Raw genomic sequence first — 13,164 nt, 5'->3', positions numbered from 1 at the left:
TCCGTGAACGCTTTTCGCGGTCCGGCGGGCCGTTGCGGGACCGCCTCAGCGGGCGGTCAGTGCGGTGTCCAGCCGGCCACCGGAGGACGGTCAGGCCCGGTCAGACCACCGGAACTGACCGGGACTTTGACCGGGACTGACCGCGGGCGGAAGAGAGCTGACCGCAGGTGCGCCGGGTACACGCCTGCGGCTTGGCGTGCGGTCGGTCAGGTCAGGAGACGGCGACCAGGCGGCGGGCCCGGTAAGTGGCCTGCTGACCGCCGCTCGCTCCGCCGGCGGTGCCCTGGGACTTCTCTGCGTGGCCGGCCTGGGCGAGCTGGTCGAGCTTGCGGCGGGCCTTCTCCACGTCCGCGCGGCTGGGCTTTGCCTCCTCGGTCAGGTGGGCGGCCAGGTCTCGCGGGGTTAGCCCCTCGGGACTGGCCTGGAGCAGGGCAAGCGGGTCGAGGGTCTGCTCGACGTAGGAGGTGCCGCGCTGGTGGTTGTGGATGACCGGCAGGGGGCCGATCTCACCGGTCACCATCTTGAGGTGGTGGACCTTGACCGCCGGATCACCGGACTCCCCGGCGATGAACAGCACGCTGCCCGCGCCGGAGGTGAACCAGGTCGACCCGTAGACCCGGTCCAGGACAGGGCGCTGGTCACGGGGTGCGTCGCCGGTCCACTTGCGCTGGTGGTGCAGTTCCAGGAGCTGGGCGCCTTCGCGCAGGGCGTGCTGGCGGGCGTTGTTGTAGGCAATGGCGGCCTCGTCCTCGGTCAGGCGGCTGACCGCGTCCTTCAGGCTGTCGATCACGACCGTGTCGGCCTGGTGGGCGGCGGCCAGTTCGGCGAGGAGGTGGGGGTCCTTGTCGAGAGTGGTGGGCAGCGGGCCGGACCACACCCGCAGCCGGTCGCGCAGCGTCGGCTCGTCCTTGGGGCCCAGATGGCGTGCCAGGGCCTTGGCAATCTGCGGCGGGCGGTCCATGGCTAGGTAGAGGACGCGCCGGCTCGCGGCGACAGGGAGGTCGAGTACGTCGGTGTATACGCCGAGCCGGGCCAGGATGACCTGGTGGGCGAGGGTGGTCTTGCCGACGCCCGGCGGTCCCACGATCATCAGGCTCTCGCCTGCCGCCCAAGCGGTCTGCTCCGGAGTGCCCCACAGCGGCTCGGTCTCCGCCCCGGTGTCGGTGACGAATGCCCATCCGTCCGAGACGTACCGGTCCAGACGCGAGGTACCGGCGTTCCGGGCGCGCTCACGCTCGGTGCGAAGCGTGTCCTCCAAGGCGGTGTGGAGCTCTTCCGGATCACTGCCCGGATCGCTCGCGAGCTGGGCAGCTTGCAGACCGGCGCTCTGTACGCGGCGAAGCCGTGCCGTGCGCGCCACGATGTCGGCGTAGTAGCCGGCGCTGCCGGACGCCACGCTTGCGTGCGCCAGACCGTGGACGGCGCTCGCGCCCCCGACCCGAGCGAGGTCGCCCTGGCGCTGGAGCAGGTCGGACACGGCAATGGGGTCGGACGGATTTCCCTGCTGATGGAGCTGGAGCAGAGCGCACCAGATCGTCTCGTGGGCAGGGCGATAGAAGTCCGTGCCGTCGAGCAGCTCGCGCACTTCGGCGATGCTCTCGGCGTGGTGCATGCAGGTTCCGAGCACGACCCGTTCGGCATCGGCATCGTGCGGGGGTGCCTGCCCTCCGGCGTCCGCGGGCTCGGGTGACGGACCCGGGAGCGGGGCCGTAGGGTGGGGCACAACAGGTCCTCACCGGTGGCGCGAGGCGGGCAAGGCCCCGCACCACCTCAGGTTCGTTCAGCAGTGGGCGATCTCGTGGGACTTCGGACGGCCTTCGGTGTTGACGCACCGGGGGCCGTTGCCGTGTCCGGGGCCGGGGCTTCTCATGCGGCCCATCCCCACTGCCGCGGGCCCTGCTCCAGCAGCTGCCGGTCGAAGCGGGCCAGCTCGGTCTCGCTGTAGAGCACGCGGCGGCCCACCTTCACGCCACGCGGTCCGTACCCCTGGTGTCGCCAGTACCGCACGGTGCTGGCTGCGGTGCGGTAGCGCTCGGCGACCTCGGCGGTGGTCAGGTAGCGATCCATCTTTCCCTTTCGAGTTGCGATCAAGTCGATATGCATAGGTGTACCTGACGGGCGGCGATTAGGCAAACGGGAGAGGCTTTGGTTCAATCGGGATAACGATGGCGAGAGACGGAAGAGAGGGAGGTCGGCATGACCACACCGCCCATCGGCGAAGGGGTACCGCTGCTCTACAGCGAGGGGAACGCGGCCGAGCGAGTTGCGCTGGAGCGCGAGGTCAGAGGGTGGAGCACGACCGAGCTCGCCGCCCGGATGACCGAGGCCGGCGTCCCCATGAACCAGACCGCGGTCTGGCGCATCGAGAACGGCACACCGCGACGGAAGATCACCCTCGACGAGGCCCTCGGCTTCGCCCGCGTCTTCGAGCTGCCCCTGGAAGAGCTGATGTCCCCGCCCCAGGAGGGGCTCGACATCGAAGGAAGGCAGCGCGTTCAAGACGCCGTGGATGCGTTCTACAAGGCTCGCGACGCGCAGGACCACCTGCACCAAGCGGTCGTCCTGGCCGCCGAATACATCCAGGCGCACCCAGACAGCTCGGGTGCCTTCCACAAGCAGTGTCTCCGCCTCGCGGGCGAGGAACGCGACGCTCGCGCTCTCACCCAGTACATCGAGGACGGTGGCTGCTACCACCACAACTGACCCACCCCAAAGGAGAACCCACTTGGCGAACATCCAGAAGCGCCCTAACGGCAAATGGCGCGCCCGCTACCGCGACCTCGACGGGCAGGAGCACGCCCGCCACTTTGATCGCAAGGTCGACGCTCAGCGGTGGCTCGATGAGGTCACGGCCAGCGTGATCACGGGTCAGTACGTCGATCCGCGGTCGGCCAAGACGCCGTTCAAGGAGTACGCGGAGAAGTGGCGGGCCAGTCAGCCGCACCGGCCATCGACGGCCAAGGCCGTGGCCCAGCATCTGCGTTGCTACGTCTACCCGGTCTGGGAGAAGCGAGCGCTCGGCGCCATCAAGCCCGGTGACATACAGACGTGGGTCACCAGCCTGACGACCACTCACAAGCTCGCGGCGAGCACCTCACGGACCGTCTTCAACACGGTCAACGCGGTCTTTCGCGCGGCGGTTCGCGACCGCATGATCCCCCACAACCCGTGTGCGGAGGCGAAGCTGCCCGCCGTGCCCCGGAAGAAGGTGGTGCCCCTGGCGGTCGAGCAGGTACGGGCGCTGGCCGAGGCGGTGCCCGCCCGTTACAAGGGCCTCGTGCTGCTGGGCGCCGCCACCGGACTTCGGCCCGGCGAGCTCTTCGGCCTCCAGCTCCGGCACGTCGACCTGCTGCATGCGACCGTCTCGGTCGAGCAGCAGATCCAGCAGACGGCGAAGCACGGGGTGTACGTAGGGCCGCCGAAGACCGCGCGGTCGTATCGCACCGTCCCGCTGCCGAGGGTGGCAGTCGACGCCATGAATGCCCACCTGCGGGACTTCCCCGTCGACGGACCGGAGAGCTGGGTCTTCACGGCACCGCAGGGCGGGCCCGTGGTCTACACGCACTTCATGGACGGGGCATGGCGGCCCGCCTGTGCGAAGGCCGGCATACCGAAGGGCACCGGACCCCACGCCCTCCGGCATCACTACGCCAGTCTGCTGATCAAGCACGGTGAGTCGGTGAAGACCGTCTCCGAGCGACTCGGCCACACCAACGCGGCCATGACGCTGAACATCTACACCCATCTGTGGCCCGACTCCGAGGAGCGGACGCGGGCCGCCGTCGACAAGGCGTACGCGGACCGACCCGACAGGGGCAAACCCCAAACCGAAGCGGCGGCGTAACCACTCCCCCACGCGCTGACCTACGTCAGCACGCTGCGGACCGTATGCGGACCGCAAAGGCCGCCCAACCCACTCCCCCGCAGGTCAGACGGCCTTCCACAAGATCGATCAGACGTTGAAGCGGAACTCCACCACGTCGCCGTCCTGCATCACGTAGTCCTTGCCCTCCATGCGGGCCTTGCCTGCGGAGCGGGCCTCGGCTACTGAGCCGCATTCGACGAGGTCGTCGAAGGAGATGACCTCGGCCTTGATGAAGCCCTTTTGGAAGTCCGTGTGGATGACGCCGGCGGCCTCGGGGGCCGTGGCGTTCTTCTTGATGGTCCAGGCGCGGGATTCCTTGGGGCCGGCCGTGAGGTAGGTCTGCAGGCCGAGGGTGCGGAAGCCGACGTGGGCGAGGGTCGCGAGGCCGGGCTCCTCCTGGCCTACGGACTGGAGGAGCTCCAGGGCCTCCTCCTCGTCGAGCTCGGCGAGGTCGGCCTCCAGCTTGGCGTTCAGGAAGATCGCCTCGGCGGGGGCGACGAGCGCGCGCTGCTCGTTCTTGAAGTCCTCGTCGGTCAGCTCGTCCTCGTCGACGTTGAAGACGTAGAGGAAGGGCTTGGTGGTGAGGAGGTGGAGGTCGTGCAGGAGCTCCTCGTTGCCCGAGCCCTGGACGATGCCCGCGGAGAAGAGGGTGTCGCCCCGCTCCAGGATCTCCTTGGCCTCTTCGACGGCCTTGACCTTCGGGGCCACGTCCTTCTTGATGCGCGACTCCTTCTGGAGGCGCGGGAGGACCTTCTCGATGGTCTGGAGGTCGGCGAGGATCAGCTCGGTGTTGATCGTCTCGATGTCGTCCCGGGGCGAGACCTTGCCGTCGACGTGGACGACGTTCTCGTCCTTGAAGGCACGGATGACCTGGCAGATCGCGTCGGACTCGCGGATGTTCGCCAGGAACTTGTTGCCCAGGCCCTCGCCCTCGGAGGCGCCGCGCACGATGCCGGCGATGTCGACGAAGTCGACGGTGGCCGGGAGGACCTTCTGGGAGTCGAAGATCTCGGCCAGCTTGGTCAGGCGCGGGTCGGGGACGCCCACGACGCCGACGTTGGGCTCGATGGTGGCGAACGGGTAGTTGGCCGCCAGCACGTCGTTCTTGGTCAGGGCGTTGAACATGGTCGACTTGCCGACATTCGGCAGGCCGACGATTCCGATCGTGAGCGACACGTTGGCGACTCGACTTCCGACGGGAGGTGGGGTGGGCGGGCATCGGCCCGGGAGGCCGGCGCCCGGCTGCTGGGCAATGGCCCCGGTGGGGCACCGCCCCGGACGGGCAGGCAGTGCAGTGCCCGAGGGGGCCGATCCACCAGTCTACGGGGCGGGGCGGGTGGGCGGTGCGCTCCGGTCCGGAGGCCCGACAGCACGCCCGCACGTACGACGCGGACTGGGACCGGTCGCCCGCCCACACCCCCGTACCTACGACGCAGCCCCGGTCCTGCGGCCCGCCGGCACGCCCGCGAGTACGACTCGGACCGGGACCCGCCGCCCCGCGAACGTCGTACCGACACGCCCACACGTACGACGTTCGTACCGCTTCCGGATGGTGATCCGGCGGCATCGTCGCGGAAAGCGCGTGTCCTACGGGCTATTAATCCCACTTAGCGGCCTACCGTTGGCGAGTGGAGCAACACGAAGCGCGCGCACCTCAGCACACCCCGTCCCGGACCGGACGTCCGGCCGCGGCGCGTGCCGCCGGGAACCGTCCCGCCGCGGCGCCCTCCGTCGCCCGCGGCAGCCGCCCCCCGGCGAAGGCCGTGGAGGGCGCAAAGAGCGCGCAAGGCGCTCGGGCCGCCGCCCAGGGGGCGCGAAGCGCATCGGCCGGGGCGGACGGAGCGGACGGGGGCGACAGTGGGCCCGCTATCGCCGAGACCTCGACCGTTTACCGGGCGGGGGCCCGGCGCGTGCTGCCCGGGCCGCTCGCCGCGCTGGTCCGCAGGCTGCCCGCGGCCAAGCTGACCGGGCTGGGCTGTGCCCTGCTGACCACCCTCGCGCTGCTGGTCATGGCCTTCCTGGACCGGCTGCTGGCGGGCGGCTCGCCCACCGTGTACGGCGTCTGCTTCGTGCTGGCGGGGGCCGCGGGCGCGCTGTGGGTACGCCCGTACGACCTGGTCGTCGCGCCGGTCACGCTGCCGATCGCGTACGCCGTGGGCTGCCTCCCCATCGCCGGCGCCGGCGGCTCGGGCAGCCTGCTGATGGGCGTCTTCACCGTCCTCGCGGTGAACGCGGGCTGGCTCTACCTCGGTACGGCCCTCAGCGTGCTGCTCGTCGGCGTACGGAAGTGCCTGCTCATCCTCCGGCGGCGGGCGCAGCGTCCGGCCGTCCGGCAGGACCGGGATCGGCGGCCCCGAGACCGGCGTCCCGCCCCGGAGCGGGAGCGGCGGCAGCCGGGTCGCAAGCCCGCCGGGCGGCCATTGCGGCCCCAACGATCCCCGCGTTGTTCTGAAGCTGCGCAGGCACGATCTCAGCCTTGACGCCCTTGATCAGGGGCAGGAACTTGTGGGCCTTGCGGCTCACCCCGCCGCCGATCACGAAGAGCTGGGGCGTGAAGAGCATCTCGACGTGGCGGAGGTACTTCTGGAGCCGGTGCGCCCAGTCGTGCCAGCTCAGGTCCTCCTCGTCCTTGACCCGGGTCGAGGCGCGGGTCTCGGCGTCGTGGCCGTCCAGTTCGAGGTGGCCCAGCTCGGTGTTGGCGACCAGCTGCCCGTCGGTGAAGAGGGCGCTGCCGATGCCGGTGCCCAGGGTCAGCATGACGACCGTGCCCGTACGGCCGCGCGCGGCGCCGAAGTGCACCTCGGCGAGGCCGGCGGCGTCCGCGTCGTTCAGCACGGTGACCGGGCAGTTGCCGGCCTCGCCGCCGAGCCGGGAGGTCAGCAGCTTGGCGGCGTCGGTGCCGATCCAGGACTTGTCGACATTGGCGGCCGAGCGGGTCACCCCCTCGGTGACCACGCCGGGAAACGTCACCCCGACCGGCCCCGACCAGTCGAAATGCTCCACGACCTGCTGGACGCCGTCGGCGACGGCTTCCGGGGTGGCCGGGTGCGGGGTGAGCACCTTGAAGCGCTCCTCCGCCGGCTCGCCGCGTTCCAGGTCCACGGGCGCGCCCTTGATGCCCGACCCGCCGATGTCCACACCGAATACGTTCATGAGGAAAAGGCTAGGCGCGGAGAGGCCGGCTCACCCGTCAAAAGGCGAACCGGCCCGGCGATGACGAGGGACGACGAGGGATGACGACGGATGACGAGGGGGAAACCTCACGCCTCCGGCGCGGACCCGCCCTCGGGCTTCGTCTCCGTCGGCGACCCGCTTTCGGGCTTCGCCTCCGGCGCGGACTCGCCCTCCGGCTTCGCCTCCGTCGCCGACTCCGCCTCCGAGCGCAGGTCGCGGCGGAGCTCCTTGGGCAGCGAGAAGTGGATGGACTCGGTGGCGGAGGTGATGGTCTCCACGTCCTCGTACTCGCGCTGCGCCAGCCACTCCAGGACGCCCTCGACGAGGACCTCGGGGACCGAGGCGCCGGAGGTGACGCCGACGGTGCGCACGCCCTCCAGCCAGGCCTCGTCGATCTCCTCGGCGCCGTCGACCAGGTGCGCGTCCTTGGCGCCGGCGCCGAGCGCGACCTCGACGAGGCGGACGGAGTTGGAGGAGTTCTTGGAGCCGACGACGATGACGAGGTCGGACTCGGCGCCCATCTGCTTCACGGCCGTCTGGCGGTTCTGCGTGGCGTAGCAGATGTCGTCGCTGGGCGGGGAGAGGAGGTTGGGGTAGCGGCCCTTGATGGCGCCGACCGTCTCCATGGTCTCGTCGACCGAAAGGGTGGTCTGGGAGAGCCAGACGACCTTGTCCGGGTCGCGGACCTCGATGTTCTGCACGTCGTCGGGGCCGTCGACCAGGGTGATGTGCTCGGGGGCCTCGCCGCTGGTGCCGATGACCTCTTCGTGGCCCTCGTGACCGATCAGGAGGATGTCGTAGTCCTCCTTGGCGTACCGGACGGCTTCCTTGTGGACCTTGGTGACGAGCGGGCAGGTGGCGTCAATGGTGGCGAGCTGTCCGCGCTTGGCCTCGTCGTGGACGACCGGCGCGACACCGTGCGCGGAGAAGATCACGATGTTGCCCGGGGGCACCTCCGCCGTCTCTTCGACGAAGATCGCGCCCTTCTTCTCCAACGTCTTGACCACGTATTTGTTGTGGACGATCTCGTGGCGCACGTAGACGGGCGCGCCGTACTGCTCCAGGGCCTTCTCGACGGCGATGACGGCTCGGTCCACGCCGGCGCAGTATCCACGAGGGGCGGCGAGGAGGACGCGGCGGGAAGTCGGGGTGGTCATGGTTCCCATCGTACGGGTCGGGGTGGTGTCCCACGGAAGGCCTGGCCAGGGGTGGGGACGGTGCGTTACGGGCCGTTTGTCCGCACGGCAGGGCGGCTTGCCCGAAACGACGGGACGGCCGACGATCATGTGAGGCCGGCGAGCGCCGCCGGACCGTTCGTCACGCAGAGGTGTCCGTCATGCCCCCAACGGCCGAGCCGCAGCCCCCGCACGGCGGCGTTCCCGATCCCGCCGGCCCCGCCGGGGCCGCGGACCCCGCCGGGGCGACCGTGGCCGCCGGAGGCCGGCTGAGGCGGACCCTGTCCTTCCGGGACCTGATCGTCTACGGCCTGCTCTTCATCGCGCCGATGGCGCCGGTCGGCATCTTCGGCACGCTCCAGGCCAAGTCGCACGGCGCGATCACGCTCGTGTACGTCGTCGCGACGATCGCGATGGCGTTCACGGCGTACTCGTACGCGCAGATGGTGCGGGTCGCCCCGCAGGCCGGCTCGGTCTACACGTACGCCCGGGTGGGCCTGGGCGAGGGCGCGGGCTTCGTCGCGGGCTGGATGGCGATGCTCGACTACCTGCTGATCCCGGCGGTGGCCTACCTCTTCTCGGGGATCGCGCTGCACTCCCTGGTGCCGTCGGTGCACCAGTGGACCTGGACGGCGGTGGCGGTCGTCGTCACGACGCTGCTGAACCTGTGGGGCGTACGGACGGCGGCCGTGGTGGGCTTCCTGGTGCTGGCGATGGAGATCGTCGTGCTGGTGGTCTTCGTCGTGGCGGCCGTGTGGGTGCTGGCGGCGGACGGCGCGCAGCGCGGCTGGGCGGTGCCGCTGACGGGTGAGGGCGGCTTCTCGACGAGCGCGGTACTGGCTGCGGTGTCGGTGGCGGTGCTGTCGTACCTGGGGTTCGACGCCATCGCGGCGTTCGCCGAGGAGTCGGCCGGCGGGTCGAAGCGGGTGGCGCGGGCCGTGCTGACCTGCCTGGTGGTGGCCGGTGTGCTCTTCGCGGTGCAGACGTACCTCGCGGCGCTGCTCGCCCCGATGTCGGCGGCGGAGCTGGCGGCGAAGCCGGCCGAGCAGGGCGACGCCTTCTATACGACGGCGAACGCCGCGGCCGGCGAGTGGCTGCAGAAGCTGGTGGCGGCGAGCAAGGCGATCGGCGCGGCGTTCGCGGCGCTGGCCGGGCAGGCGGCGGCCGGGCGGCTGCTCTTCGCGATGGCGCGGGACCGGCGGCTGCCGGGGGCGATGTCGAAGGTGGACGCGGGGAGCGGGGTGCCGCGCCGGGCGATGCTGGGCGCGGCGGTGGTGACGCTGGTCGCGGCGGTGTGGGCGGCGCGCCGGGACGACGGCCTGGACCAGCTCTCCTCGATCGTGAACGTCGGGGCGCTGACCGCGTTCGGGCTGCTGCACGCGTCGGTGATCGGCTACTTCTGGCTGCGCAAGCGGGCCGCCGCGCCGAAGGTGCTGTCCCATGTGGTGATCCCGCTGCTGGGGCTCGCTGTGGTGGTCGCGGTGATCGTCGAGGCCTCCCCGACGGCCCAGGTGGTCGGCGGCGTGTGGCTGGTGATCGGGCTGGTGGTGCTGGCGGTGCAGTACGCGAGGGGACGGAAGGCCGACCTGCCGGGCGTGTGAGGGGGCGTGCAACCGGGCGTGTGAGGGGGCGGCGGCCGGTGCCTCCTCAGGGCACCCCGCTCGCCGCGCCCCGGCGCCTTGGGCGATACGGCGCCGGGACGCGGCGGGTGGGCAGCGGGTGGGCGGGACGCGGCGGGCGGGAAACCGCGGGCGGGAAACGGCGTCGCCGGACTGTCGCCGGACTGTCGGTGGCCGCCGATACGCTCGGTGCATGGCTCTACAGACGTCCGCAGAGACTCCCCTCCCGGTCGGTCAGGTGTCGCGGCTGATCGGCGGGTGGATCGACCGGCTCGGCGCGGTGTGGGTCGAGGGGCAGATCACCCAGCTGTCGCGGCGGCCCGGCGCGGGCGTCGTCTTCATGACGCTGCGCGACCCGTCGCACGACATCTCGGTGAGCGTGACGTGCTATCGCCAGGTCTTCGACAAGGTCGCCGACGTGATCAGCGAGGGCGCCCGGGTCGTGGTGCACGCCAAGCCGGAGTGGTACGCACCGCGCGGCCAGCTCTCGCTGCGGGCCGCCGAGATCAAGCCGGTCGGCGTCGGCGAGCTGCTGGCGCGGCTGGAGATGCTGAAGAAGGCGCTGGCCGCCGAGGGGCTGTTCGCGGCCGACCGAAAGCGCCCGCTGCCGTTCCTGCCGCAGCTGATCGGGCTGGTCTGCGGCCGGGCGAGCGCGGCGGAGCGGGACGTACTGGAGAACGCCCGGCACCGCTGGCCGGCCGTCCGCTTCGAGGTGCGCAATGTCGCGGTGCAGGGCATACACGCCGTGCCGCAGGTGATCGAGGCGGTGCGGGAGCTGGACGCCCGGCCGGACGTGGACGTGATCATCGTGGCGCGGGGCGGCGGCAGCGTGGAGGACCTGCTGCCGTTCTCCGACGAGCAGCTCGTACGGACCGTGGGCCAGGCCCGTACGCCCGTCGTTTCGGCGATCGGCCACGAGCCGGACAGCCCGCTGCTGGACCTGGTCGCGGACCTGCGCGCCTCGACGCCGACGGACGCGGCGAAGAAGGTCGTACCCGACGTGGGCGAGGAGCTGGCCCGCATCCAGCAGCTGCGCGAGCGCGCGCTGCGCTCGGTCACCGGCTTCCTGGACCGCGAGGAGCGCGGCCTCGCGGGCGCGCTGAACCGCCCCTGCATACGGGAGCCGCACCGCATGGTGGAGGCGCGCGAGGAGCAGGTCACCGCGGTGCTGGAGCGCGGCCGGCGCACGCTGGGGCATCTGCTGGACCGGGCCGACTCCGAGCTGACGCACACCCTCGCGCGGGTGGTGGCCCTCTCCCCCAAGGCCACGCTGCAGCGGGGGTACGCCGTGCTGCAGCGCGCCGACGGCCATGCGGTCCGCGCGCCCGAGGAGGTCGGCGAGGGCGAGGAGCTGCGGGCGCGGGTGGCCGAGGGTGACTTCACGGTCCGTCGGACGGACGGCTCTGTCACACCCCCCGCTTAGGCTGGGGCCCATGGCCAAGGCGAAGACGGACACGGGCATGGAGACGGACGGCGCGGCGGGTGCCGGGGCGGCGGGCGCGCCGGACGTGACGTCCACGCTCGGGTACGAGCAGGCGCGGGACGAGCTGATCGAGGTGGTCCGCAGCCTGGAGGCGGGCGGCACGACGCTGGAGGAGTCGCTCGCGCTGTGGGAGCGCGGCGAGGAGCTGGCGAAGGTGTGCCGACGCTGGCTGGACGGCGCCCGCGCCCGGCTGGACGCGGCCCTGGCGGAGGACGAGGGCGAGGACGAGGCCGGAGGGTCCGGGGAGGACTGAGGTCACCGGCCGGGCGCTGCGAGGAGACCGGTCGGACCGGTCAGCCCCTGGGCTCCGCCGGCGATGTCGGTCAGGCCGAGCAGGCCGAGCAGGCCGAGCACCCGGTCAGGCCGAGCACCCGGTCATGTGAAGCACCGGCCACACGAAACGCGGCCATGTGAAACCGCTCACAATCCCCTCGCTTTAGTTGAAACTTAATCTATCGCCGTTAGAGTGGAGGGTGTACAAACCGGACCGGCCCGGCCCGGAACCACCACGAATCACCGAGGTGCCCTTCATGACTCTCGCCCTTGACGCCGCCGCTGCTGACCTCCTCTTCCGTGAGGCCCAGACCGCCAACACGTTCACGGACGAGCCGGTCACCGACGAGCAGGTTCAGGCCGTCTACGACCTGGTGAAGTTCGCCCCGACCGCCTTCAACCAGTCGCCGCTGCGCCTGACGCTGGTCCGCTCCGAGGACGCCCGCAAGCGCCTCGTCGAGCACGCCATGGGCGCCAACGGCCCGAAGACGCTGGCGGCCCCGCTGACCGTCATACTCTCCGTGGACCTGGACTTCCACGAGAAGCTGCCGGAGCTGTTCCCGCACGCGCCGGGCATCAAGGACACCTTCTTCTCCGAGGCCGCGGTGCGTGAGGTCGCCGGCACCCAGAACGCCACCCTCCAGGCGGGCTACTTCATCCTCGGCATCCGCGCCGCCGGCCTGGCCGCCGGCCCGATGACCGGCTTCGACTTCACCGCCATCGACAAGGAGTTCTTCGGCGACGGCAAGCAGAAGTCCTTCATGGTCATCAACGTCGGCAAGCCGGGCGCCGACGCCTTCTTCCCGCGTTCGCCGCGTCTGTCCTTCGAGGACGCCGCCGCCACCGTCTGAGCCACGGCCGGCCGCCGTCCGGGCCGCCCCGCACAGCGAGAGGCCGCCGCACCCGCTCCGGGTGCGGCGGCCTCGTCGTGCGTACGGGGCGCCTCGTCGTGCGTACGGGGCCGAGGGCCCTGCCGCCACTTCTCGTTCTGGCCTGCCGCCACTTCTCGTTCTGGCCTGCGGCTACTTCTCGTTCTTGGCCTTCAGCGCGCCCGCCAGCTCCGCGAGGCCGTCGTAGGACGCGGTGCCGGTGACGACCGTGGTGTGGCCGGACTCCTTGCGGACGAGGGCCTTGTACGTGTCGCCCTTGTACCGGTCCCAGCGGGCGCCGTCGACCTCCTGGCCGCCGCCGGCCGGGGTGGCGTTCAGCGTGACCTTCTTGACGAACTCGCGGGCCGGGGCATCGCTCTGCTCCACCGAGGCGTACTGGTCCTTCGGGTCCAGGAAGCCCAGGTGCCAGGCGCCGCCCTTGCCGTCGCTGTCCGCCTTGTACGAGACGGAGGTGGCCCGCCAGCCCTCGGGCAGCCCCTCGGGCGCGGCGACCGGGTACGGGGCCGCGCGCCGGGCTGTCGCGAGTTCGACGCGGTAGCCGACGGTCTTCACCGCGGCCTTCTCCGCGTCCTTGCTGTCGTTGTGCGGGATGAACAGATAGATCGCCGCGACGACGATGCCGATCACGGCCATCGACAGGACCATGTCCCGCACCGTTTGCTTGCCTCGCATACCAGCCACGCCC

Annotated in this window: 12 protein-coding genes and 1 pseudogene; 7 read left to right on the top strand and 6 right to left on the bottom strand. The window is 71.2% G+C overall.

Annotation, left to right across the window (positions count from 1 at the left end; all coding sequences use genetic code 11):
* Positions 1-211 precede the first annotated feature (211 nt).
* Positions 212-1,723, bottom strand: a complete 1,512-nt coding sequence (locus ACZ6WH_RS24540) for a DnaB-like helicase N-terminal domain-containing protein (protein ID WP_469730575.1) — start codon at positions 1,721-1,723, stop codon at positions 212-214.
* A 143-nt stretch (positions 1,724-1,866) separates the two neighbouring features.
* Complete coding sequence (locus ACZ6WH_RS24535) at positions 1,867-2,067, bottom strand: helix-turn-helix domain-containing protein (protein ID WP_346100140.1); 201 nt, start codon at positions 2,065-2,067, stop codon at positions 1,867-1,869.
* A 129-nt stretch (positions 2,068-2,196) separates the two neighbouring features.
* Here ACZ6WH_RS24535 and ACZ6WH_RS24530 point away from each other — a divergent pair, with 129 nt between their 5' ends.
* Both ACZ6WH_RS24530 and ACZ6WH_RS24525 read left to right on the top strand, forming a co-directional pair.
* Positions 2,197-2,703, top strand: coding sequence for a helix-turn-helix domain-containing protein (locus ACZ6WH_RS24530; RefSeq protein ID WP_469730572.1), 507 nt, complete (start codon positions 2,197-2,199; stop codon positions 2,701-2,703).
* 22 nt (positions 2,704-2,725) lie between these two features.
* A complete protein-coding gene (locus ACZ6WH_RS24525; protein WP_469730570.1) occupies positions 2,726-3,844 on the top strand; it encodes a tyrosine-type recombinase/integrase in 1,119 nt (372 codons plus the stop codon).
* A gap of 108 nt (positions 3,845-3,952) precedes the next feature.
* On the opposite strand, the gene ychF is transcribed toward ACZ6WH_RS24525, so the two are convergent.
* Positions 3,953-5,041, bottom strand: coding sequence for a redox-regulated ATPase YchF (gene ychF / locus ACZ6WH_RS24520; RefSeq protein WP_362219331.1), 1,089 nt, complete (start codon positions 5,039-5,041; stop codon positions 3,953-3,955).
* Positions 5,042-5,874: 833 nt separating this feature from the next.
* On the opposite strand from ychF, the pseudogene ACZ6WH_RS24515 reads away from it, so the two are divergent.
* Positions 5,875-6,099: pseudogene (locus ACZ6WH_RS24515) on the top strand (DUF6542 domain-containing protein); the annotation flags it as partial.
* A 61-nt stretch (positions 6,100-6,160) separates the two neighbouring features.
* Here the strand turns inward: ACZ6WH_RS24515 and ppgK are convergent.
* Positions 6,161-7,018, bottom strand: coding sequence for a polyphosphate--glucose phosphotransferase (gene ppgK, locus ACZ6WH_RS24510; RefSeq protein ID WP_469730568.1), 858 nt, complete (start codon positions 7,016-7,018; stop codon positions 6,161-6,163).
* 107 nt (positions 7,019-7,125) lie between these two features.
* The gene (locus ACZ6WH_RS24505) at positions 7,126-8,196 is read right to left on the bottom strand and encodes a 4-hydroxy-3-methylbut-2-enyl diphosphate reductase (RefSeq protein WP_469730566.1); all 1,071 of its coding nucleotides are present in this window, start codon (positions 8,194-8,196) and stop codon (positions 7,126-7,128) included.
* A gap of 179 nt (positions 8,197-8,375) precedes the next feature.
* Here ACZ6WH_RS24505 and ACZ6WH_RS24500 point away from each other — a divergent pair, with 179 nt between their 5' ends.
* The 4 genes from ACZ6WH_RS24500 to ACZ6WH_RS24485 all read left to right on the top strand — a co-directional run bounded on the left by ACZ6WH_RS24500 (position 8,376) and on the right by ACZ6WH_RS24485 (position 12,440).
* A complete protein-coding gene (locus ACZ6WH_RS24500) occupies positions 8,376-9,815 on the top strand; it encodes an APC family permease (protein WP_469730565.1) in 1,440 nt (479 codons plus the stop codon).
* A 211-nt stretch (positions 9,816-10,026) separates the two neighbouring features.
* A complete protein-coding gene (gene xseA, locus ACZ6WH_RS24495) occupies positions 10,027-11,256 on the top strand; it encodes an exodeoxyribonuclease VII large subunit (protein WP_469730563.1) in 1,230 nt (409 codons plus the stop codon).
* A gap of 10 nt (positions 11,257-11,266) precedes the next feature.
* Entirely contained in the window at positions 11,267-11,569 is a 303-nt protein-coding gene (locus ACZ6WH_RS24490) for an exodeoxyribonuclease VII small subunit (RefSeq protein WP_469730561.1), read from the top strand.
* 277 nt (positions 11,570-11,846) lie between these two features.
* A complete protein-coding gene (locus ACZ6WH_RS24485) occupies positions 11,847-12,440 on the top strand; it encodes a malonic semialdehyde reductase (protein ID WP_432858385.1) in 594 nt (197 codons plus the stop codon).
* Positions 12,441-12,611: 171 nt separating this feature from the next.
* Here the strand turns inward: ACZ6WH_RS24485 and ACZ6WH_RS24480 are convergent, their stop codons facing one another.
* Entirely contained in the window at positions 12,612-13,151 is a 540-nt protein-coding gene (locus ACZ6WH_RS24480) for a DUF4245 domain-containing protein (protein WP_432864668.1), read from the bottom strand.
* Between the last annotated feature and the right edge of the window lie 13 nt (positions 13,152-13,164).

It is taken from the genome of Streptomyces sp. NPDC050806, assembly GCF_055586425.1.
Note: the sequence above shows the minus strand (reverse complement) of the source record. Positions and strands in the feature narration are given on the sequence as shown.